This is a genomic window from Streptomyces sp. NPDC020958, assembly GCF_055562175.1.
The window spans coordinates 33,531-54,087 of sequence record NZ_JBVHFU010000001.1 but is presented as its reverse complement, the minus strand read 5'-3'; the positions used below and the strand labels follow the sequence as shown (position 1 = coordinate 54,087).

The 20,557-nt window shown below is 72.2% G+C and carries 24 protein-coding genes; 10 read left to right on the top strand and 14 right to left on the bottom strand.

Annotated elements, in window-relative coordinates; genetic code table 11:
- The first annotated feature begins 116 nt into the window (after positions 1 to 116).
- Together ACZ3KP_RS00275 and lnt are read left to right on the top strand one after the other, a co-directional pair.
- Complete coding sequence (locus ACZ3KP_RS00275; RefSeq protein ID WP_467495063.1) at positions 117 to 620, top strand: nuclear transport factor 2 family protein; 504 nt, start codon at positions 117 to 119, stop codon at positions 618 to 620.
- A 76-nt stretch (positions 621 to 696) separates the two neighbouring features.
- A complete protein-coding gene (gene lnt, locus ACZ3KP_RS00270) occupies positions 697 to 2,271 on the top strand; it encodes an apolipoprotein N-acyltransferase (RefSeq protein ID WP_467495061.1) in 1,575 nt (524 codons plus the stop codon).
- Here lnt and ACZ3KP_RS00265 read toward each other — a convergent pair.
- Positions 2,189 to 3,100 (bottom strand): Gfo/Idh/MocA family protein, encoded by a 912-nt coding sequence (locus ACZ3KP_RS00265; protein WP_358985003.1) that lies wholly within the window; start codon positions 3,098 to 3,100, stop codon positions 2,189 to 2,191. The genes lnt and ACZ3KP_RS00265 overlap by 83 nt on opposite strands.
- Positions 3,101 to 3,208: 108 nt before the next feature.
- On the opposite strand from ACZ3KP_RS00265, the gene ACZ3KP_RS00260 reads away from it, so the two are divergent.
- Positions 3,209 to 3,721: a DinB family protein gene (locus tag ACZ3KP_RS00260; RefSeq protein WP_467495059.1), complete on the top strand. Its 513-nt coding sequence runs from the start codon at positions 3,209 to 3,211 to the stop codon at positions 3,719 to 3,721.
- Positions 3,722 to 3,833: 112 nt separating this feature from the next.
- On the top strand, positions 3,834 to 4,322 hold the full coding sequence (locus ACZ3KP_RS00255) for a hypothetical protein (protein WP_467495057.1): 489 nt from the start codon (positions 3,834 to 3,836) through the stop codon (positions 4,320 to 4,322).
- 252 nt (positions 4,323 to 4,574) lie between these two features.
- Here ACZ3KP_RS00255 and ACZ3KP_RS00250 read toward each other — a convergent pair whose 3' ends face one another.
- From ACZ3KP_RS00250 to ACZ3KP_RS00215, 8 genes are all read right to left on the bottom strand, one after another.
- A complete protein-coding gene (locus ACZ3KP_RS00250) occupies positions 4,575 to 5,120 on the bottom strand; it encodes a hypothetical protein (protein WP_467495055.1) in 546 nt (181 codons plus the stop codon).
- Between the two features lie 127 nt (positions 5,121 to 5,247).
- Complete coding sequence (gene ung, locus ACZ3KP_RS00245; protein WP_132887755.1) at positions 5,248 to 5,931, bottom strand: uracil-DNA glycosylase; 684 nt, start codon at positions 5,929 to 5,931, stop codon at positions 5,248 to 5,250.
- Between the two features lie 92 nt (positions 5,932 to 6,023).
- The gene (locus ACZ3KP_RS00240) at positions 6,024 to 7,601 is read right to left on the bottom strand and encodes an ABC transporter substrate-binding protein (protein ID WP_467495052.1); all 1,578 of its coding nucleotides are present in this window, start codon (positions 7,599 to 7,601) and stop codon (positions 6,024 to 6,026) included.
- A gap of 230 nt (positions 7,602 to 7,831) precedes the next feature.
- Positions 7,832 to 8,593, bottom strand: coding sequence for an SDR family oxidoreductase (locus tag ACZ3KP_RS00235; protein WP_467495050.1), 762 nt, complete (start codon positions 8,591 to 8,593; stop codon positions 7,832 to 7,834).
- A 52-nt stretch (positions 8,594 to 8,645) separates the two neighbouring features.
- A complete protein-coding gene (gene fabG, locus ACZ3KP_RS00230; protein WP_358985020.1) occupies positions 8,646 to 9,407 on the bottom strand; it encodes a 3-oxoacyl-ACP reductase FabG in 762 nt (253 codons plus the stop codon).
- A gap of 149 nt (positions 9,408 to 9,556) precedes the next feature.
- Entirely contained in the window at positions 9,557 to 9,985 is a 429-nt protein-coding gene (locus ACZ3KP_RS00225) for a DUF3037 domain-containing protein (protein WP_132888139.1), read from the bottom strand.
- 17 nt (positions 9,986 to 10,002) lie between these two features.
- Positions 10,003 to 10,767 carry a HipA family kinase gene (locus ACZ3KP_RS00220; protein ID WP_358985023.1) on the bottom strand — a complete coding sequence of 255 codons (765 nt, stop codon included), beginning with the start codon at positions 10,765 to 10,767 and terminating at the stop codon, positions 10,003 to 10,005.
- Positions 10,768 to 10,868: 101 nt separating this feature from the next.
- On the bottom strand, positions 10,869 to 11,558 hold the full coding sequence (locus tag ACZ3KP_RS00215; protein WP_467495047.1) for a M24 family metallopeptidase: 690 nt from the start codon (positions 11,556 to 11,558) through the stop codon (positions 10,869 to 10,871).
- A gap of 133 nt (positions 11,559 to 11,691) precedes the next feature.
- On the opposite strand from ACZ3KP_RS00215, the gene ACZ3KP_RS00210 reads away from it, so the two are divergent.
- Positions 11,692 to 12,114 carry a TOBE domain-containing protein gene (locus tag ACZ3KP_RS00210; RefSeq protein ID WP_467495045.1) on the top strand — a complete coding sequence of 141 codons (423 nt, stop codon included), beginning with the start codon at positions 11,692 to 11,694 and terminating at the stop codon, positions 12,112 to 12,114.
- 137 nt (positions 12,115 to 12,251) lie between these two features.
- Positions 12,252 to 12,755: a Rieske (2Fe-2S) protein gene (locus ACZ3KP_RS00205; protein ID WP_358985032.1), complete on the top strand. Its 504-nt coding sequence runs from the start codon at positions 12,252 to 12,254 to the stop codon at positions 12,753 to 12,755.
- Positions 12,756 to 12,758: 3 nt separating this feature from the next.
- Here ACZ3KP_RS00205 and ACZ3KP_RS00200 read toward each other — a convergent pair whose 3' ends face one another.
- Entirely contained in the window at positions 12,759 to 13,406 is a 648-nt protein-coding gene (locus ACZ3KP_RS00200) for a cysteine hydrolase family protein (protein WP_467495042.1), read from the bottom strand.
- Positions 13,407 to 13,486: 80 nt separating this feature from the next.
- Here ACZ3KP_RS00200 and ACZ3KP_RS00195 point away from each other — a divergent pair, with 80 nt between their 5' ends.
- Positions 13,487 to 13,954 carry a pyridoxamine 5'-phosphate oxidase family protein gene (locus tag ACZ3KP_RS00195; RefSeq protein WP_467495040.1) on the top strand — a complete coding sequence of 156 codons (468 nt, stop codon included), beginning with the start codon at positions 13,487 to 13,489 and terminating at the stop codon, positions 13,952 to 13,954.
- 35 nt (positions 13,955 to 13,989) lie between these two features.
- Here ACZ3KP_RS00195 and ACZ3KP_RS00190 read toward each other — a convergent pair whose 3' ends face one another.
- Complete coding sequence (locus tag ACZ3KP_RS00190) at positions 13,990 to 14,892, bottom strand: LysR family transcriptional regulator (RefSeq protein WP_467495038.1); 903 nt, start codon at positions 14,890 to 14,892, stop codon at positions 13,990 to 13,992.
- Positions 14,893 to 14,965: 73 nt separating this feature from the next.
- On the opposite strand from ACZ3KP_RS00190, the gene ACZ3KP_RS00185 reads away from it, so the two are divergent.
- Positions 14,966 to 15,916 (top strand): DMT family transporter, encoded by a 951-nt coding sequence (locus ACZ3KP_RS00185; protein WP_467495036.1) that lies wholly within the window; start codon positions 14,966 to 14,968, stop codon positions 15,914 to 15,916.
- A 163-nt stretch (positions 15,917 to 16,079) separates the two neighbouring features.
- On the opposite strand, the gene ACZ3KP_RS00180 is transcribed toward ACZ3KP_RS00185, so the two are convergent.
- The gene (locus ACZ3KP_RS00180) at positions 16,080 to 17,411 is read right to left on the bottom strand and encodes an aminotransferase class I/II-fold pyridoxal phosphate-dependent enzyme (RefSeq protein ID WP_467495034.1); all 1,332 of its coding nucleotides are present in this window, start codon (positions 17,409 to 17,411) and stop codon (positions 16,080 to 16,082) included.
- A gap of 36 nt (positions 17,412 to 17,447) precedes the next feature.
- Here ACZ3KP_RS00180 and ACZ3KP_RS00175 point away from each other — a divergent pair, with 36 nt between their 5' ends.
- A complete protein-coding gene (locus tag ACZ3KP_RS00175) occupies positions 17,448 to 18,137 on the top strand; it encodes a pyridoxamine 5'-phosphate oxidase family protein (protein WP_467495032.1) in 690 nt (229 codons plus the stop codon).
- A 30-nt stretch (positions 18,138 to 18,167) separates the two neighbouring features.
- On the opposite strand, the gene ACZ3KP_RS00170 is transcribed toward ACZ3KP_RS00175, so the two are convergent.
- Positions 18,168 to 19,196: an EamA family transporter gene (locus ACZ3KP_RS00170; RefSeq protein WP_467495030.1), complete on the bottom strand. Its 1,029-nt coding sequence runs from the start codon at positions 19,194 to 19,196 to the stop codon at positions 18,168 to 18,170.
- A 46-nt stretch (positions 19,197 to 19,242) separates the two neighbouring features.
- Positions 19,243 to 19,815, bottom strand: a complete 573-nt coding sequence (locus ACZ3KP_RS00165) for a peptidase (protein WP_467495028.1) — start codon at positions 19,813 to 19,815, stop codon at positions 19,243 to 19,245.
- A 234-nt stretch (positions 19,816 to 20,049) separates the two neighbouring features.
- On the opposite strand from ACZ3KP_RS00165, the gene ACZ3KP_RS00160 reads away from it, so the two are divergent.
- Positions 20,050 to 20,478 carry a type II toxin-antitoxin system Rv0910 family toxin gene (locus tag ACZ3KP_RS00160; RefSeq protein ID WP_467495026.1) on the top strand — a complete coding sequence of 143 codons (429 nt, stop codon included), beginning with the start codon at positions 20,050 to 20,052 and terminating at the stop codon, positions 20,476 to 20,478.
- The last annotated feature ends 79 nt before the right edge of the window (positions 20,479 to 20,557 follow it).

Here is a 20,557-nt window from a genome sequence, read left to right as displayed (position 1 = left end):
GCCTCCTCAGAACGATCAGGCGGCGATCCTACGGTCCGCGGTCGCACCGGCACGAACGGCGCGGAATATCGCTCCCGCCCCTTGGCTGGGTGCGGTCCGTGCCCAACACTGAGCCGATGACGCAGCGCGTGGAGCTCGCGACCGTGATGGACCGGCTGGCCGTGGACGAGGTGGTCACCGCGTACGCGGTCGCCGTCGACGACGGCGACTGGGCGGCGTACCTGGCCCTGTTCACCGCGGACGGGCGGGCCGACTACCGCTCCGCCGGCGGGGTCGAGGGGGGCGCGGGACAGGTCGCCGGGTGGCTCTCGGAGAACCTGGCCCTCTTCTCGATGCGGCAGCATCTGATCGTCAACCGCCGGGTGCGCTTCGGGACCCTGGAGCACGACACCGGTGACACCGCCCATGTCCAGGCCGACTACGTGAACCCGATGCGGTTCGCCGGGGGCGAAGAGGGCGACGGCGGCGAAGGGGCGGCCACCGGCCCGGACTTCGTGTGCGGCGGCCGCTACTCCTTCGCGTTCCTGCGCACCGGCGAGGGCTGGCGGCTGCGGACGGTGGTCGTCGAGGAACGGTGGCGCGTGCTGCCCGGCCCGCGCCCGGCGGCCGTGCCCGGCTGAGCCCGCGTCCATGCCCCCTGTCGAAGCTCCCGGCCGGTCCCGCACACTGGAAGGACCCGCAGGCAGGAGGCGACGCATGAGGACCGTAGAACGCTGGCTCACCTCACCGTGGCGGCGTTCCTGTGTCGGAGCGTTCGCGGGCGCGCTGCCCGTGCTGGCCTTTCCGGCACCGTCGTTGTGGTGGTTCGCCTACGTCGCGCTGGTCCCGTGGCTGCTACTGGCCCGCTCGGCGCCGACCGGGCGGCGCGCGGCGTACGACGGCTGGTGCGGGGGCTTCGGGTTCATGGTGGCCGTGCACCACTGGCTGCTGCCGAGTCTGCACGTCTTCATCTTCCTGATCGCCGGGCTGCTGAGCGTGTTCTGGGCGCCCTGGGGCTGGCTGACGCGCCGGCTGCTGGGCGGGGTGCCGTCGCCGGGCCGGGCGGCGGCCGCGGTGCTGGTGCTGCCGTCGGGCTGGCTGATGGTGGAGCTGGTGCGGTCCTGGCAGGGGCTGGGCGGGCCCTGGGGCATGCTCGGCGCGACCCAGTGGCAGGTGTCCCCGGCGCTGCGGCTGGCCTCCGTGGGCGGGGTGTGGCTGCTGAGCTTCCTGGTGGTGGCGGTGAACGTGGCCGTCGCCGGGCTCGTCTCGGTGCGCGAGGCCCGGGTACCGGCGGTCGCCTCGCTGGTGGCCACGGCCGCCGCGACGTCCGCCGCCTGGGTGTGGGCACCGCGACCGGACGTCGACGGGCACGTGCGGATCGCCGTCGTACAGCCCGGCATCGTCGACGGCTCCGACAGTGGCGACCGGCGCTTCGACCGGGAGGAGCAGTTGACGCGGCAGCTGGCGGGGCAGCACCCCGACCTGATCGTGTGGGGCGAGAGCAGCGTCGGCTTCGACCTCGGCGACCGGCCCGACCTCGCGCGCCGGATCGCCGCCCTGTCCCGGGTGACCGGTGCCGACATCCTGGTCAACGTCGACGCCCGGCGCTCGGACCGGCCCGGCATCTACAAGAGTTCCCTGCTGGTGGGGGCCGACGGGCCGACCGGCGAGCGGTACGACAAGATGCGGCTGGTGCCCTTCGGCGAGTACATACCGGCCCGCTCACTGCTCGGCTGGGCCACCTCGGTGGGCAAGGCGGCCGGTGAGGACCGGCGGCGCGGTACCGAGCAGGTGGTGATGAACGTCGGCCACGGTCTGCGCGTCGGCCCGATGGTCTGCTTCGAGACGGCGTTCCCCGACATGAGCCGGCATCTCGCGCAGGACGGCGCCGAGGTGCTGGTGGGCCAGTCCTCGACCTCCTCGTTCCAGCACAGCTGGGCGCCCGCGCAGCACGCCTCACTGGGCGCCCTGCGAGCCGCCGAGACCGGCCGGACGATGGTCCACGCCACGCTGACCGGGGTGTCCGCCGTGTACGGCCCGGACGGGGCGCGCCTGGGCCCGTGGCTGGGCACGGACGCGAGCGAGGCCCGGGTCTACCGGGTGCCGGTCGCGCACGGTGTCACCCCGTTCGTGCGGTTCGGCGACTGGGCGGTGGACGGTGCGCTGCTGGTGCTCGCCGGGTTCTGCCTGAGCGAGGGGGTGCGGGCGGTCAGGCTGCGCCGGGGTGCCGCCGAACCTCTCGTACCACCCGCTCGCACAGTTCGTGAGTCGCCAGTGCGTCCCGGGCGCTGAGCACCTTCCCGGCCCGGACGGCGTCGAGGAAGGCGAACACGGCCTGTTCGATGCCGCGCTGACGGGCGACCGGCACCCAGTCGCCGCGCCGCCGGACCGAGGGCTGCCCCTTGTGGTCGATCACCTCGGCGAGGTTGAGGACCTGGCGCTTGGTGTCCTGCCCGGAGACCTCGAGGATCTCCTCCGCCGAGCCGCTGAGCCGGTTCATCACGCCGAGGGCGGTGAAGCCGTCCCCGGACAGCTGCAGGACCACGTGGTGGAGCAGTCCGTCGACGACCCGGGCGCGGACGGTGACGTCGTCGACCGGTCCGGGGGCGAGGAAGCGCAGGGTGTCGACGACGTGGATGAAGTCGTCGAGGATCATCGTGCGGGGTTCCTCGGGCAGCCCGACCCGGTTCTTCTGCATCAGGATCAGCTCGCGCGGATGGTCGGCGCACTGCACGTAGCCGGGGGCGTGGCGCCGGTTGAATCCGACGAACAGCGACACGTTCCGCGCCTCGGCGAGCGCCACCAGCCGCTCCGAGTCGGCGAACCGGTAGGCCAGCGGCTTGTCGACGTACGTCGGTACGCCCGCCTCCAGGAGCCGGGTGACGATCTCGGGGTGGGCCCCCGTCGGCGCGTGCACGAAGGCGGCGTCCAGGTCCTGGGCGAGGAGGTCGTCGAGGGTCGCGTGCCGCCGGGCGGCCGGCAGGTGGAGGGTGTCGGCGACCCGGTCGAGGGTGGCGGGGGTGCGGGTCTGGAGGTGCAGTTCGAGCCCCGGGCGCGTGCCCAGCACCGGCAGGTACGCCTTCTGCGCGATGTCACCGAGTCCGATGCAGCCGACCTTCACTGACGCTCCTCCGCCGTGTGCCCGCGCGGATGCCCACGCATGTCTGTGCGGAAGCATACGGGCCGATAATCCGTGGTGGGATCGGGCGGACTCGGAGAGGATGCCGGGATGACGACCGAACGCCGTTTGCCCGAGACCGACGCCGACGAACGCACCATGCTGGAGGGCTGGCTGGAGTTCCACCGGAAGACCCTCGCGGTGAAGTGCGAGGGCCTGACCGACGCCCAGCTCAGGACCGCCTCGGTGGAGCCGTCCCCGCTGTCCCTGATGGGGCTGGTACGGCACATGGCGGACGTGGAGCGGTCCTGGTACCGCAGGGTGCTCGCGGGGGCGGAGGCTCCGCCGTTGTACTGGAGCGACGAGGATCCCGACGGGGAGTTCCACCTCACCGAGGGGGACACCTGGGAGGAGGCGTACGCGGCCTGGCAGGCCGAGATCGAGGCCGCCCGGGCCGTCGCGGCCGACTTCGGCCTCGACGATCTCTCCAAGGGCCGCCACCGGCGTACCGGCAAGTACATCAGCCTGCGCTGGATCCACACCCACATGATCGAGGAGTACGCCCGGCACAACGGTCACGCCGACCTGATCCGGGAGCGGATCGACGGCGCGACCGGCGACTGACGTCAGCCTCGCGATCACCCGTCCTCCGTACGGGGCACGAGATCACCCGTGCGGGGCACCGAACTCCGGTCGGCGGTATCAACTCCCGCTCCGAGCCAGCAGAGTTGCCCGCGTGCATCGAACGACGACGACCGCAGCGCTCTTGGTCACCGTGACCGTCTCGGCCCTGTCCGGCTGTGTGACGGTGCAGCGTCCGGCCGTGCCCGGCCCGCCACCGGGTACGGCGCCCTCGCTGCCGTCGGTGCCCCGTCCGGACGGCAGCACCGAGCCGAAGGTGGTGCAGGCCCCGGCCAAGGAGGCGTTGGAGCTGGTCGGCCCGCGCCGGACCCGCGACCGTCCCCCGTCCGCGGCCCCGCACGACGCCCCGCCGCCTCTCGCCGAGCCCCACCACCGGACGCCGCTCCCCCACGCGGCCGCCGGGCATCCTCGTTCTCCCTCACAGCCGCATCCGCACCGGACACGGAGTCCACACGTCGACATCCCGGACGTCACCCGTACCGCACCGAAGGCCCCGGACGTGTGCGCCCTCGGCAAGCAGTACGGCGCCTGGCGCGCGGACAGCCCACAGGCCAAGATCTGCGAACAGACGTACGGACACTGAGGCCCACCCCGACCGGCCCTAGGGCCCTAGGCCCTGTCGTCACATTCCCGTCGTCGCCCGGAGGGCGGCCCTGCGGCGTCAGGTGCGTGCTCTGGGGGTCCCCCCGGCCGAAGGCTGGGGAGTGCCGGGCCCTGGCCCACGTACTGGATGTACTTGGGTCTGGGCCCGGTGCGGCGAGTGGGGGTCCCCCCGGCCGGAGGCTGGGGGAGCGTGCATGGCGTCGCGGGGCAGGCGGGAATGTGACGACAGGGCCTAGCTCGGACGTTGCCGCGGGGGTCCCCAGGACGAGTCGGCGTCCGGGTCGTCGTCGCCGAGGCGCAGTTCCAGGCGGCTGATGGCGGCCCGGACGCCGTCGCCGTAACCGTCGTCGGCGAGGGCGGCGGCCGCTCCGCGGGCCCGGCGCAGGTGGGTGCGGGCGGCCTCGGTGCGGCCGAGCTTGACGTAGTCGGCGGCGAGGTTGAGATGCAGGGACGGGTAGAAACCGCGCACCTCCGCCGCTTCGGCCCGCTCCTGCGCGGCGTCCCCCTCGCTCTCACCCCTCACCTCCCGCGCCTCGTCCGCCGCGGACAGCGCCCGCAGGTCCCAGGCGAGTTCGTCGGCGGGGTCGTCCTGGGTGTCGGCCAGGTAGTGGGCGAGGGTGCAGCGGTGCAGCGGGTCGCCGTGTTCGCCGATCTCCGCCCACAGGTCGAGCAGGCGTCCGCGGGCCTCCTCACGGTCACCGGCGTGGTGCAGCATCACGACCTGCCCGATCCGCGTGAGTACGGCATCCGGTGCCGTCTGCTCCTGTCGGTCCGTCACGGCGCCCTCCGCACTCCTCGACCGTCTCTCCCGACGCTAACCGCCCCCGGCGGCTTCCCCGGGCTCATCGGCACCCGGCCCGCCGTGTCCCCACCGAGTGCCGGACGGTCGCCTCCGGCCCGCCCCGTCAGCCCAGGTTCGGGATCCGCCAGTCGATCGGCTCGTGCCCCTGTGCCGCGACCGCCTCGTTGATCTGGGTGAACGGACGGGAGCCGAAGAACTTCTTCGCGGACAGCGGGGACGGGTGGGCGCCCTGGATCACGACGTGCCGGCTCTCGTCGATCAGCCGGAGCTTCTTCTGGGCGTAGCCGCCCCAGAGGACGAAGACCGCCGGGTCGGGCCGGTCGGCGACCGCGCGGATCACCGCGTCCGTGAACTTCTCCCAGCCCTTGTTCTTGTGCGAGTTGGCCTCACCGGCGCGGACCGTGAGCACCGCGTTGAGCAGCAGCACGCCCTGCCGGGCCCACGGCATCAGGTAGCCGTTGTCCGGGACCTCCAGGCCCAGCTCCTCCTTCATCTCCTTGTAGATGTTCCGCAGCGACGGCGGGGTCCGCACGCCGGGGCGGACGGAGAAGCACAGGCCGTGGCCCTGGCCCTCGCCGTGATACGGGTCCTGGCCGAGGATCAGTACCTTGACCTGGTCGTACGGCGTCGCGTCCAGCGCGGCGAAGACCTCCTCACGGGGCGGGTAGACGGGACCGTTCGCCCGCTCCTCCTCGACGAACTCGGTCAGCTCCTTGAAATAGGGCTGCTGCAGCTCGTCACCCAGAACCCCGCGCCAGGACTCGGGCAGCATGGCGATGTCGGTCACGTCAACGTCCTCACGAATTGCGGTCACTTGCGGTTCCTGCCGATGCCCAAGAACCTACAGCCGACCACTGACAACCCGTGCCGCCGACCGGTTCACCAGCTGGTCTTGCGGTGCAGCTCCCACATCATCATGATCGTCGACGGGTCGAGCGCCTGTTCACCGCCGGAGATGTCGTCGCTCGCCGCGACGTACTGGCGGCCCTGCCACAGCGGGATCAGCCGGGCGTCGTTGACCAGGATCTGCTGGGCCTGCTGGAAGTCCTTGACGACCGCCGCCCGGTCGCTCTCGCCCCGCGAGTCGGGCAGCAGCCTGCCGGTGATCACCGGTGACGGGTACGGCGTGCCGAGGGCGTTCTGTTCGCCGACGAAGGGCGCGATGAAGTTGTCGGCGTCGGGGAAGTCCGGGAACCAGCCGCGCCCGAACACCGGGTACTCGCCCTTCTCGTAACCGACGACATAGGTCTTCCAGGGCCGGCTCCTGAGGGTGATGGTGAACAGGCCGGAGTCGTCCAGCTGCTGCTTGAGCTCCTGGAACATCCGGGCGGTCTCGGAGCCGTAGCGGTCGGTGGTGTACCAGAGGGTGAGCGGGACCTTCCGGGTGATGCCGGCGTCGGCGAGGATCTTGTGGGCCTTGGAGGTGCTGGGGTCGCCGTAGTCGTCGAAGAAGCCGGTGGTGTGGCCGGTCAGACCGGCCGGGACCATGGAGTACAGCGGGTCGACGGTGTCCTTGTAGACGGTGTGGGCGATCGCTGCGCGGTCCACGAGCTGGGCGACGGCCTTGCGCACGGCGGGGATCTTGGCCCACGGGTCCTTGGGGTTGAACACCAGGTAGCTGATGTCGGTGCCGGCGCCGTCGACCAGTTGCAGGTCGGTGGAGCCGTGGGCCTCCAGGGCGACGATGTCGGAGGCGGCGAGACCACGGTAGGTGACGTCGATGTCCCCGGAGCGCAGGGCCTTGACCATGGTGGCGGAGTCCTGGAAGTAGCGGATGGTCACCGCGTCGTTCTGCCGGTCCGCGAAGCCCTGGTAGTTGTCGTTGCGGACCAGCTCGGCCCGCTTCTGGTCCTCGTACGACCTGAGGGTGTACGGCCCGGAGCCGTATACCGAGTCGTCCTTGCGCAGGGAGTGCGCGGGGTAGTCGTCGGGGTCGACGATGGACATGGCAGGGGTGGCGAGCACGAACGGGAAGGTGGCGTCGGGCTTGCCGAGGTGGAAGACCACCTCGCGGTCGCCGACCGCCTGTACCCGGTCGAGGCTGCCGAGCAGTCCGGCCGGACCGCTGGGGGCGTCGATGGACCGGATCCTGTCGATGGAGTACTTGACGGCGGCCGCGTCGAGGCGGTCGCCGTCGGCGAACTTCATGCCCGAGCGCAGTTCACAGCGGTAGGTGCGGTTGCCGGAGTCCGTGAAGCCGCAGCTGCGGGCGGCGTCGGGCTGCGGGGTGGTGGCACCGTCGGGGTAGGCGAGCAGCGTCTGGTAGATGTTCCGGAACAGCTCCCAGGAGCCGTCCCACGATCCGGCCGGGTCGAGCGTGCTGGGAGCGCTGGTCGTACCGACGACGATCGGCCCGCTGCCGGCCGCGCTGCTGCCGGCGAAGACGCCGCACCCGGCCACCAGGGACATGGACACGACCGCGGCGGCTCTTCGCAGGCCTCGGTTCCGGTTGAACACGCGCACGCTCCTCGATCCGCCGTACCAGGGGTCGGCGGCAGACCATACCGCAGCGTTGCGCGCCGTGAACCACCCCGGAAACACGGGCGTTGATCGAATGTGCTATGACGACGTTGTCAGCTCGCCGTGCAGATGTCGCACAGCCGCCCGGGCGTCGCTTCCGTCGCTCCTGTGACGAAATGTCTGTGACGAAGACGACGCCCGGGCGGACCGGACGGGCTGAGGCGCTGTCAGGCCACGCCGGCCTTGAGGAAGATGCCGCCGTCGACGACGAGCGTCTGGCCGGTGATCCAGTCGGACTGCTCCGAGGTGAGGAACGCGGCGGCGCCGCCGATGTCGGCGGGCACACCGAGCCGCCCCAGCGGATAGCCCGCGGCGGCCTCCGCCTCCCGGCCCTCGTACAGGGCCTGCGCGAACTTGGTCTTGACGACGGCGGGGGCGATCGCGTTGACCCGCACGCCCGGCGCGAACTCGTGCGCCAGCTGCTGGGTCAGGTTGATCATCGCGGCCTTGCTGATGCCGTAGGCCCCGATGAACGGCGAGGCCGAGAGCCCTGCGACGGAGGCGATGTTGACGATGGCGCCGCCGTTGTCCTTCTGCCAGGCGTGCCAGGTCTTCTGGGCGAAACCGAGGGCCGAGACCACGTTGGTCTCGAACACCTTGCGGGCGACGTCCAGGTCGACGTCGGCGATCGGGCCGAACACCGGGTTGGTTCCGGCGTTGTTGACCAGGTAGTCGACGCGGCCGAAGGCCTCCATGGCGCGGTCGACGACCTCGCTCTGGTGGGCGACGTCGTGGGCCTTGCCCGCGATGCCGATGACCCGCTCGGAGCCGAGGCTCTCGACGGCCTCCTTGAGGGCGTCCTCGTTGCGGCCGGTGATGGCGACACGGTCGCCGCGGGCGAGCAGCGCCTCGGCGACGCCGTAACCGATGCCACGGCTGGCGCCGGTGACGACGGCGACCTTGCCGGACAGCTCGGGCAGTTCAGTCATGTCCGTGATCCTCAGATCCTCAGTAGTCCCGGGTGGCCTCGGTGCGCCGGCCCTAGTCCAGCGGTCCGCCGGCCACGTACAGGACCTGGCCGGAGACGAAGCCGGCCGCCTCGTTCGTGAAGAACGCGATGGCGTTGGCGATGTCCTCGGGCTCGCCGACGCGCTGCACCGGGATCTGGGTGGCGGCGGCGGCCTTGAACTCCTCGAAGCCCATCTTCACGCGGTCGGCGGTGGCCTTGGTCATCTCGGTGGCGATGAAGCCGGGGGCGACGGCGTTGGCGGTGATGCCGAACTTGCCGAGCTCGATGGCGAGGGTCTTGGTGAAGCCCTGCAGACCGGCCTTGGCCGCGGAGTAGTTGGCCTGGCCGCGGTTGCCGAGCGCCGAGGAGGAGGACAGGTTGACGATCCGGCCCCAGCCCGCCTCGACCATGTGCTGCTGGACGGCCTTGGCCATCAGGAAGGAGCCGCGCAGGTGCACGTTCAGGACGGTGTCCCAGTCGGACACGGACATCTTGAACAGCAGGTTGTCGCGGAGTACGCCGGCGTTGTTGACCAGGATGGTCGGGGCGCCCAGCTCCTCGACGACCCGCGCGATCGCCGCGGCGACCTGGGCCTCGTCGGACACGTCGGCGCCGACCGCGATCGCCCTGCCGCCGGCCGAGGTGATCTTCTCGACGGTGTCCTTGCAGGCGGCCTCGTCGAGGTCGATCACGGCGACCGCCCGACCCTCGGCGGCCAGTCGTACGGCGGTGGCGGCGCCGATCCCGCGTGCGGCACCGGTGACGACGGCCACCCGCTGCTCAGTGCTGGACATTGCTGTTTCTCCTCGCCCTTGAGAGAACCTGGTCGCGGGGGCCGCTGCCGACCTCCCGCCGCGGTGAGCGACCGCTTAGTACCTTCGACAGACGTGACGCTAGAAGCCCTGGCACGCGGTGTCAACGCCACACCGCGCGGTGTGATCCATTACCTCACCAGGAGGTCCAGCAACCGGTGTGTCTCGGCGGCGGCGTCGAGGGTCAGACCGGTGTGCACCGGTCCGGGCTGCACGACCGTCGACCGGGGCGCGACGAGCCAGCGGAAGCGGCGCCCGGGGTCGTCACCGGCCGCGTGTCCCGCCGCGTCGCCGCCCGCGCAAACCCCTTCCACGGCCCCGAGCGCGGCCCGCACCCCGGCGACGTCCGCCTCCGGGTCCAGGGCCAGCAGCCGGGCCTCGTCGAGGTGGGTGCGGGCACCGACGTAGGCCTTGGCCCGGCAGTACACGATCACGCCCGCGTTGATGCACTCGCCGCGCTCCACCCGGGGCACGACCCGCAGCAGGGCGTACTCGAAGACGTCCCGGTCGCCGCCCTGGCCGGCCCGGGTGATGTGGCGCTCGGCCACATGTCCGGCCATGTGGATGTGGGTCTCGCTCACGTGGTCCCCTCGATGCCGGTGATGCGCTCATGGATGACGGCGGCACGGGCGAGCAGCGGCCGGGCGTAGGTGCGCCGCAGGTCGTCGGGCGTGTCGAAGCCGGGCTCGCCGGCCAGCCAGACGTCCGGGATCTCGGCGGTGACCTCGGCGAGCAGGTCCTCGGTGACCAGCCGGGCCAGCTCGGCGGCGGCCGCCCGGACATCGGGCGCGAAGCCGCTCAGCGCGTGGTCGGCGGCGTCGTACGGGCGGGCGGCGGAGACCTCCGCCGACGGCCAGTTGTGCTGCCAGATCATGGTGGCGCCGTGGTCGATGAGCCACAGGTCGCCGCGGTGCACCAGCAGGTTGGGGTTGCGCCAGGAGCGGTCGACGTTGTTGACCAGCGCGTCGAACCAGACGATCCGCCCGGCCTCCTCGGAGCTCACGGAGAAGGCGAGCGGATCGAAGCCGAGGGCGCCGGAGAGGAAGTCCATGCCGAGGTTGCTGCCGCCGCTGCCGCGCAGCAGGTCCTGCACCTGCTGCTCGGGTTCGCCGAGCCCCAGCACCGGGTCGAGTTCGACGGTGACCAGCCGGGGCATCCGGAACCCGAGCCGGCGGGCGAGTTCCCCGCAGACGACCTCGGCGACCAGCGTCTTGCGTCCCTGACCGGCGCCGGTGAACTTCGTGACGTAGGTCCCGAAGTCGTCGCCCTCGACGAGCCCCGGCAGCGATCCGCCCTCGCGCAGGGGGGTGATGTAGCGGGTCGCGGTGACCGCTTTCAGCATTTTCCCAGGCCACCCGTCTCGTTCACCGTGCGATCCACGACCGGTTCCCGGAAGTGGGTGAGCAGCATAGTAACCAAGGGTGATCGCGCACGGAAAAGCCGTCAGAGGGTGAGCAGTTCCTCGTGGAACCCGCCGAAGCCCCGCTCCCGGTCGACCAGGTGGATCTCCAGGATCCAGTGGCAGGCACGGCCCGCCCTGTCGGTGCGGCGCAGGGGGGTGTCGTTGCCGGGGGTGATGTACGACTCGACGTCCGCGCCGTCGATCTTCTCGTGCGGGAACTCCCCGACCAGGTGTCCGGCGTGCCAGCCGCCCAGTTCCCAGCCGGCCTCGCGGGCGAGCCGCGCGACCTCGGCGTGCAGCGCGGCACCGGTGATCCGGGGGTCGGCCTCGAAGGAGCGCCGGCCGGCCGCGAACACCTCGGGCAGGTCGGCCCGCAGCCGCTGCTTGACCGGGTCGTCGCCGAGGACGAAGGTACGGCCGAAGTCGGCCTCGTACTCCTCGAAGATCGGCCCGAAGTCGGCGAAGACGATGTCGTCCGCGGCGATCACCCGGTCCGGCGGGTTCTCCTTGTACGGCAGCAGGGTGTTCGGGCCGGAGCGCACGATCCGCTTGTGCCAGTGCCGGGTGGTCCCGAACATCTCGTTCGCCAGGTCACGAACCCGGTCGCTGACCGCCCGCTCCCGCTCCCCGGCGGCGACGAGTCCGCGCTCCTCGATCTCCGCGAACAGCAGGGCGGCCTTGGCCTGGGCGTCGATCAGGCGCGCGGCACGGGTGGGTTCGTCATCAGCCATGGCCCGAACCTAACCAGCCACGACACCTGCGGCAACGGCATTCGGGAGCCGCCGTGGAACCGCTAACTTGTGGAGCCACGATCGTCGCACGTCATGGCACATCACCTTTTCCCTATCTGCGAGGTGGCCCTTCATGAGCCTGAGTATCCGCAACCAGATCCCCGGCACCGTGGTCGCGGTCACCGCCGGTGAGGTGATGGCGACCGTGAAGGTGCGCCTCGACGGCGGTCAGGACCTCACCGCCGCGGTCACCCTGGAGGCGGTCGAGGACCTGGGGCTCACCGCGGGCTCGGCCGTGCGCGCCCTGGTCAAGTCCACCGAGGTCGCGCTGGCCACCGGCCCGGTCGCGGGGGTCTCCATCCGCAACCGGCTGCCCGGCACGGTCCGGGACGTCGCCACCGGCGGGGCGATGGCCACGGTCAAGGTCGCCGTCGACGGCGGTCCCGACCTCACCGCGGCGATCACCAAGGACGCGGTCACCGACCTCGGCCTGACGTCCGGCGCCCCGGTGGTGGCGCTGATCAAGTCGACCGAGGTGGCCCTGGCGACCGCCTGACAGGGAACCGACAGCGCCCTTTCACCGCAGGCTCATGTCGAGGTGGTCACTATCTGGATGCCGTCTGAACAGGTGGTGCCGGAAGACCGTACCCCTGGACGGATCAACGAGAAGCTCCGCGGAAGGGAACCCCTCACATGACCAGCGCACCGCTCAACCCCTCAGCCGCACCGGGCCGCCGTACCGTCATGGCGGCGGCCGGAGCGGCGGGGCTCGCCGCCGCGCTGACCGCCTGCGGTTCGTCGGACGACAACTCGGGGTCGACCACCACGAACAACACGGGCGCTGGCGCCACCAACCAGAACAGCAACGGCACGGGCGGTTCGACGGGCACGCCCACCGCGGCGGCCGGCGGCACCGCGCTCGCCAAGACCTCGGACATCCCCGAGGGCGGCGGCACGATCTACAAGGACCAGGCCGTGGTCGTCACCCAGCCGACGTCCGGCGCCTACAAGGCGTTCTCCACGAAGTGCCCGCACGCGGGCTGCGCGGTGAGCAGCGTGGCCAACGGCGAGATCGTCTGCCCCTGTCACGGCAGCAAGTTCGCCATCGCGGACGGCAGCGTGAAGCACGGTCCGGCGACGACCGGCCTGACCCCGGCGAAGATCACGGTCGCCGGCGACCAGATCTCGCTGGCCTGAGGCTCAGGCTCGCCGGCGCGGGCGTCTGAGGCAGCCGAGCACCTCGTCCGTGGTCGCGATCGTGGCGACCAGCGCGAGGGTGTTGCGGATCATCGCGGGGGTGTAGTCGGAGGGGACCCCCGCGATGGCGTCGGCCGGTACGACGGCCGTGTAGCCCCGGTTCACCGCGTCGAACACCGCATTGGGCACGGCCACGTTGGCCGAGACACCGGTGACGACCAGGGTGCGGCAGCCGAGGTTGCGCAGCAGCGGGTCGACGTCGGTGCCCTGGATCGGCGACAGGCCGTGCAGCCGTCGTACGACGAGGTCCTCCTCCGAGACCTCGATGGGGGGCGCGACGCGTACCGCCGCCGTGCCGGACAGCTGCTGGACGGGCAGCCGCCCGGCGGCGCGGAACAGCCGCGCGTTGCGGTTCGCTCCCCGGCCGTCGGGGCGGCGTTCGGCGATCGCGTGGATCACCTGGACGCCGGTGTCGTGCGCCGCGGCGACCAGCCGGGCGACGTTGGCCAGTGCCCCCGACGCGCGGGCCTCGCGGGCGAGTTCGGGCAGTGCGCCGTCCGGGCCGACCACGCCCTGCTGGCACTCGACGGTGAGCAGCACGGTGCTCGTGGGCTCGAGGAGTTCCGCGAGACGTTCGTACGACGACGGCATGACGCCCCCTTCCGCCTTGGTGCGGGGCGGGTGACACTAACCGCCATCGCGCGGGAACGGAAGAAGAGAAGAGGGGCCGCATGACCGTCACTCAGCGCCGGGGCCGCAAGATCATGATGACGCCCGGAGAGCTGGACGATTTCCTCACCACGCAGCGCACCTGCCGGGTCGCGACCGTCTCGGCGTCCGGCGCGCCGCACGTGAGCGCGCTGTGGTTCGCGTGGGACGGCACGTCGCTGTGGCTGTACTCGGTGGTGCGCAGCCAGCGCTGGAAGGACCTGACGCGCGACCCGCGGGTGGCCGTCGTGGTCGACTCGGGTGAGGAGTACGACAGTCTGCGCGGTGTCGAGCTGAGAGGGTCCGTCGAGTTCGTGGGCGAGGTCCCGCGCACCGGCGAGCTGGTCGCCGAACTCGACTACGTGGAGACCCTGTTCGCCCGCAAGAACTTCGGCCTTGACGAGATGCCGCACGACGGCAGGCACGCCTGGGCCCGGCTGACCCCGACGAAGACCGCCTCCTGGGACTTCCGCAAGCTCGGCTCCGCGTAGGCTCCGCGCAGGGCGGTCGGGAGAGCGCGGACGGTTCAGGAGATCGTCTCGGCCGCGCCCCGCAGGGCCTGTACCGCCGCCCGGATCGACGGGCGGCGGTCGGCGTCCGCCCGCCAGACGACGTACACATGGCGGCGCACCCGCTGCTTGAGCGGCACCGTCACGATGCCCTCGGGCACCGGGTGCCGGCCGAGCAGCGGGGCGATGCAGACTCCCAGCCCGGCGGCCACCAGGTTGAGTTGGGTGTGCGTCTCGGCGGCGCGGTGCCCGACGATCGGTTCGACTCCGCGCGAGCGCAGCGTGAACATCAGCCACTCGTGGCAGAACTCGCCCTCGCCCCAGGTGATCCACTCGTCCTCGGCGAACTCCCCCAGGTCCACCTCGTCCCGGCCTGCGAGCCGGTGGCCGACCGGGAGGGCCACGTCGGCGGGGTCGTCCAGCAGGGGCGCCTTGACCAGGCCCTCGGGCAGCGGCATCGGCTTGTTGTACCAGTCCAGCACGACCGCCAGGTCGAGGTCGCCGCGGACCACCCCGGCGATACCGCTCTCCGGTTCCAGTTCGCTGGAGCGGACGCGCAGCGCCGGGTGCCGGGTGCGCAGGTCCGCCAGCGCGGCCGGGAAGAGCCCCCGGGCGGCCGTCGGGAACGCCGACAGCCTGAGTTCTCCGACGACCTGGCCGCGGTGCGCCTCCAGGTCGGACTGGGCCAGCTCCACCTGGGAGAGGATGCGGCCCGCGTGCTCGGCGAGCAGCCGGCCGGCGTCGGTGAGCCGGACGCCCCTGCCGTTCCTGGCGAGGAGCTGCTGGTCCACCTCGCGCTCCAGCTTGCCCAGCTGCTGCGAGACCGCCGACGTCGTGACATGCAGGGCCTCGGCGGCCCCGCTGACCGAGCCGTGCCGGGCGAGGGCGTCGAGGGTGCGCAGGCGCTCCAGGTTCAACATGTAAGCGATTCTAAGAGATACCGCAGTCGAAATCTCGATTGTGCTACGACGTCGACTCCAGCATGGTGGGCGTATGACCACCGTGACGACAACCACTGCCGCTGCCGCCGAGCCCACGCTCTCCGGCGACCGTTCCCGCCCCCGCCTGGACTGGCGCCTGCGGTTCGGTGCCCTTTCGCTGATCTGGGGCTTCAGCTTCCTGCTGATCAAGGTGGGGACGCAGGGCTACGCCCCGTTCCAGGTCACCCTGGGCAGGCTGGTGTTCGGTACCGCGGTGCTGGCGGCGGCGATGGCGTGGAAGCGGGAGCGGCTGCCGCGCGGGGCCCGCACCTGGGGCCATCTGACGGTCGCCGCGTTCCTGCTGAACGCGCTGCCGTTCTCGCTCTTCGCCTACTCCGAGCTGACCATCCCGTCCACCCTGGCCGGCATCTGCAACGCGACCTCACCGCTGTGGGGCATGGCCCTGTCGCTGGTCGCCCTGTCGGAGGACCGGCCGACCCGGATCCGCTTCGCCGGGCTCGGCCTGGGCTTCCTCGGGGTGCTGACGGTGCTGGGTGCCTGGCAGGGGTTCCACGGCCTGGACGTCACGGGCACGGCGATGGCGCTGCTGGCCTCGTTGAGCTATCCGATCGGCTGGATCTACGTGCGGCGGACACTGGCGGGCACCGGGAGCTCGCATCTGTCCATGACCGGTGCGCAGTTGCTGCTCGCGTCAGTTCAGCTGGCCGTGGTGACGCCGGTGTTCACCTCCTTCCCCCGGCACGTCTCATGGCTGCCCCTGCTGGCGATCGCCGCGCTGGGCGCGCTCGGCACCGGTCTCGCGGTGCTGGTCCAGTACGGGCTGGTCGCCGAAGTGGGCCCGACCACGGCCCAGATGGTCACGTACTTCATCCCGGTCATCGCCACGGCGGCGGGCGTCGCGGTACTGGGCGAGTCACTGCGGTGGAGCACGCCGGTGGGAGCGGTGGTGGTACTGGCCGGGGCCGCGCTCACCCAGATGCGCCCCAAGGGGAGGGTCTCCTGAGGAGGGCGGCCGCCAGGGCGTGTTGCGAAAGCCCCGTCGTCCGCCCGGAGGGCGGGCCGCGCGGCGTCAGGTGCGTGCTCCGGGGGTCCCCCCGGCCGGAGGCTGGGGGAGCGTGCATGGCGTCGCGCGGCAGACGGGACTTTCGCAACACGCCCTACAGTAGCTAGGCCAGCACCCGCCCCCTCCCCGGTTCCACCGCCGCCGCCACCGCCGCCGCCAGGCGTCCGGTCTCCGCGGGGGTCAGCGTGGAGACGGTGATGCGGATGCCCGGCGGGGTCGCCATCCGGTAGCGCGCCCCCGGGGACACCCCCCACCCCTCGTGCAGCAGCCGGGCCACCGCCCCCGTCTCGTCCGGAACCGGGACCCAGACGTTCATGCCGCTGCGGCCGTGGGCCTCGATGCCGTGGTCCGCGAGAGCGTCGACGAGCAGTTCCCGGCGGGCCCGGTAGGCCGCCGCCACCTCCGGCCCGTCCATCGCGCCGTCGGCCCACATCCGGACCACCGTGCGCTGCAGCAGGTGGCTCACCCAGCCCGGCCCCAGGCGCTGTCGGCCCCGCACCCGGTCGACCGTGACCTCGTCGCCGGTCATGACGGCCAGGCGCAGGTCGGGGCCGTAGGCCTTGGCGACCGAGCGGAGGAAGACCCAGTGGTGGGTGCCGCCCACCAGGGGGTGCGGGGGGAGGTCGACGATGCCGTGCCCGTGGTCGTCCTCGATCAGCAGGGTGTGCGGGTGTTCTCGCAGGAGGGCACGGAGGGCACGCGCGCGGGGGGCGCTCACCGCGGCGCCGGTCGGGTTCTGGGCCCGCGCCGTGACGATCAGGGCCCGGGCCCCCGAAGCCAGCGCCTGGCGCAGTCCGTCGGGACGCGGCCCCTCGTCGTCCACCGCCACCGGGACGGCCCGCAGGCCCAGCGCGGGAACGAGATCGAGGATGCGGGCCCAGCCGGGGTCCTCGACGGCGACCGCGTCCCCCGGCTTGAGGTGGGCCAGCAGCGCACGCTCGACGGCGTCGAGGGAGCCCGAAGCGACGGTGACCGGGCCATAGGGCACGCCGTCGGCGGCGAACGCGGCACGCGACATCCGCTCCAGCTCCGGCTCGACCGGGTCGGCGCCGTAGAGGACCGGCGCACGGTCGCTCTCCGCCGCCACGGCCGCCAGGGCCGGCGCGAGGGCGGGCAGCAGCGCGGGGTCGGGGTTGCCGGAGGACAGGTCACGCACCCCGGCCGGCAGGTCCGCGCCGATCTGGTCGCGGCCGGTGGTGGCCGGCTTGGGCCGGACCCGGCTGCCGCGTCGGCCGGAGGTCTCGATGACCCCGCGCTCGCGCAGGATGCGGTACGCGGCCGCCACCGTATTGGGATTCACCCCGAGGCGGGACGCCAACTCCCGCATCGGGGGCAGCAGTTGCCCCGGTTCCAGCGCCCCGGCACCCACCGCGCGCTCGACGCTGGCCGCAATCTCCGCTGCGCCACGCCCTTCGATCGGATATTCTCCTAGCACAAAGCAGATTATGCACTAGTACAATGAAGGAGCGCAATGGAGACCGCCGCCCAGGGAACCGTGCCGCACCAGCCCGCCGCCTACCCCAGGACCGACCGCACCGTTCCCACCCGCTCCGCGGACCGGGCGTCGTACGACAGGGAGCTCGTGCACTCGATCCTCGACGAGGGCTACCTCTGCCACCTCGGCTTCGTGCGCGACGGCGCGCCGGTGGTGCTGCCGACGCTCTACGGGCGGGTCGGCGAGGTGCTGTACCTGCACGGGTCGACGGGCTCGCGCCCGCTGCGTATGGCCGGGGAGACCGACCCCGGGCTCCCGGTGTGCGTGACGGTCACCCACGTCGACGGTCTGGTGCTGGCCCGTTCGGCCTTCCACCACTCGATCAACTACCGCTCGGTGGTGGTGCACGGCATCGCCCACCAGGTGACCGACCCAGAGGAGCGGCGCCTCGCCCTGGACGCCCTGGTCGACCACGTCGTGGCGGGGCGATCCGCCGACTCCCGCCCGGCGAACAGGAAGGAACTGGCCGCGACCGCGGTGATCCGCCTGGACCTGACCGAGGTCTCCGCGAAGACCCGGACGGGCGGCGCCAACGACGATCCCGAGGACCTGGGCCTCCCGTACTGGGCGGGCGTGGTGCCGCTGCGCAAGGGCTACGACGCACCGATCGCCAACGACGACCTGCCGGCGGACGTCGCGGTCCCGTCGTACCTGAACAACGCCTGATCCGGGCAGCAGTGGGTCGACGCGCCCCCTTCAGGGGCGCGGGACCGTGTCGGACCTGCGGTCACCGCCGCGTGGGCGCGCCAAGCCCCCACGCGCCCGCACCTCCACGCCGGCGGCGACCGGACCCACCACCGGTTCGGGTACGGGAGCCGACGACTGCGCGATGAAAGCCCCGGTCAGCACGACCACCCCTCCCACCACCTGCGGCACCGCCAGCCGCTCCCCCAGCAGCACCCAGGCCAGCACGGTCGCCACCACCGCCTCCAGGCAGGCGACCACCCCCGCCACCTGCGGGGACAACCGCCGTACCGACAGCACACCGGTGGCGTACGCGACGACCGTCGCGACCAGCACGATCCATCCCAGCAGCGCCACCGCCGGCACGGCCACCCCGTTCATGCGCGCGGAGCCGCCCAGCACCGACCAGTCCATCTCCCAGGGCCGGGCCACCACGGTGAGCAGCCCCGCGCCGACCAGCAGGCCGTACGCGATCACGCCCAGCGCGTCCACCCCGTCGCCCCCACCGTGGTCGGCGAGCACGAAGTACCCCACCTGGCAGCAGGCCGCGCCCAGCGCCAGCGCCAGTCCCAGCGCGTCGAAGCGCAGCCCGGACCACACCTCCACGACGCACGCCAGGCCGCCCGCCGCGAGGACCGCACCGAGCGCGGCGGCGCGGGTGACCGGCCGCCGCTGCACGAACCGGACCCAGCCGAGCACCAGCGCGGGAGCGAGGTACTCCACGAGCAGCGCCACCCCCACGGGTATCCGGGAGATCGCGGCGAAGTAGCAGGCCTGGACGCCCGCGACGGCCAGCAGGCCGAACCCGGCGAGCAGCGCGGGCCGGTGGCGCGGCAGGTCACGGTGACGGACGGCGAGCGGAAGCATCACCAGGGCGGCACCGGCCACCCGGAGCCACACCACGTGCAGCGGCGTGAGCCCGGCCTCGATCAGGGGCTTGGCCGCGACGCCCGAGCCGCCGAAGGAGAGCGCCGAACCGAAGGCGAGGAAGAGGCCGAGGCTCTTTCCGTGGTGGCTGCTGTCAGTGGTCCGCACCGGCACATGATGCCAGGGGGCGACATGAGCGTCACCCCCTGTGGCACCTGTCTCAACGGCTGGACGTGCGGTTCTCCAGCCTGGGGTCCCGCAGCCCGTCGTCCCCGTCGATCCGCACGGCCAGCTCCCGGGCGGCCACCCCGGCCCGCTCCAGGACCTCGACGGCCCGCGACCGCGGGTCGCCCACCAGGCCCGCGAGGAGGTCGACGCCGTGGGCGCGGACGCCGCCCCGGCGCCGGGCGCGGCTGCGGGCGTACTCGACGGCGGCCGCCGCCACCGGGGACCAGCCGCCGTCCCCCTTGCCTTCGGGTGACGTGAGGGCCGGCAGCGCGCCGGAGTCCTCGATCCCGCCCTGCCAGCGCAGGCCGTAGCCGATGCTGCGCTGGACCAGGTAGCCGAGCAGCCGGGCGAGTTGCGCGTCGCCGATGACGCCGCGGACCTCGGGGTCGTTCTCGATCAGGGAGTGCAGCAGGTGGGCGGTGTCGACCTGGCGGTCCCCGTCCCGTACGGCCCGGCGCCGCGCACCGGCGACCACCGCTGCCAGTTCGGCACCGAGTCCGGCGTCGTCGTCCGCGTGGATGCCGCCATGGTCCTGTGCGGGCTGGCGGGGAATACGGGGTTGCACTCCTCCACCTCATCAATCCCGGGCGTCCGCGTCATCCTCGGGGGGAAGCATTCTCGCGTCCCACGCAGAGTGGACGGCGGGCGCCGGAATCTCCTCCTTACGGATGAGATCAGGCCGGTTCGGACACGACCGCACCCGCGACCGCGACATTTTCTGACGGTTCATCAGTATTGAATGTTCGAGGTCCTGCGGCTACGTTCCGCGCACCGTAGCCCGACACGAAGGGGTGGCCCCATGGCCGAAGTCAGCGCGGAGGCACGCATCCAGGCACCGGCCGAGAAGGTGTGGGCCCAGCTCACCGACTGGCCGGCGTACGGAGAGTGGAACACGACCCACACGAATTTCCCCAAGGGCGGCCCCGAGACCCTGGCGGTGGGCGGCACCTTCCAGGAGAACATGAAGCTGATGGGCTTCCCGGCGGAGGTCGAGTGGACCATCGAGGAACTGGAGCCGGCCCGGGTGCTGGCGATCCGCGGCAAGGGCCCGATGGCGGTGACCGTCGCGACGCGCTACACACTGACCCCGGACGGGGAGGCTACGGGGGTGCGGATCGACGGCGAGTTCACGGGCGCGGCCGTGTCGCTGATGGCGGGCAAGCTCAAGGACTCGGCGACGGCGGCGCTGAACGAGTCGCTGCGCAAGCTGGGCACCCTGGTGGCCTGAGCCGGGCCGCACACGTCGCCTCCGCACGCGCGGGGCGCCCCGCGGAGGTCCGCGGGGCGCCCGGTGCGCCGCCGGCCCG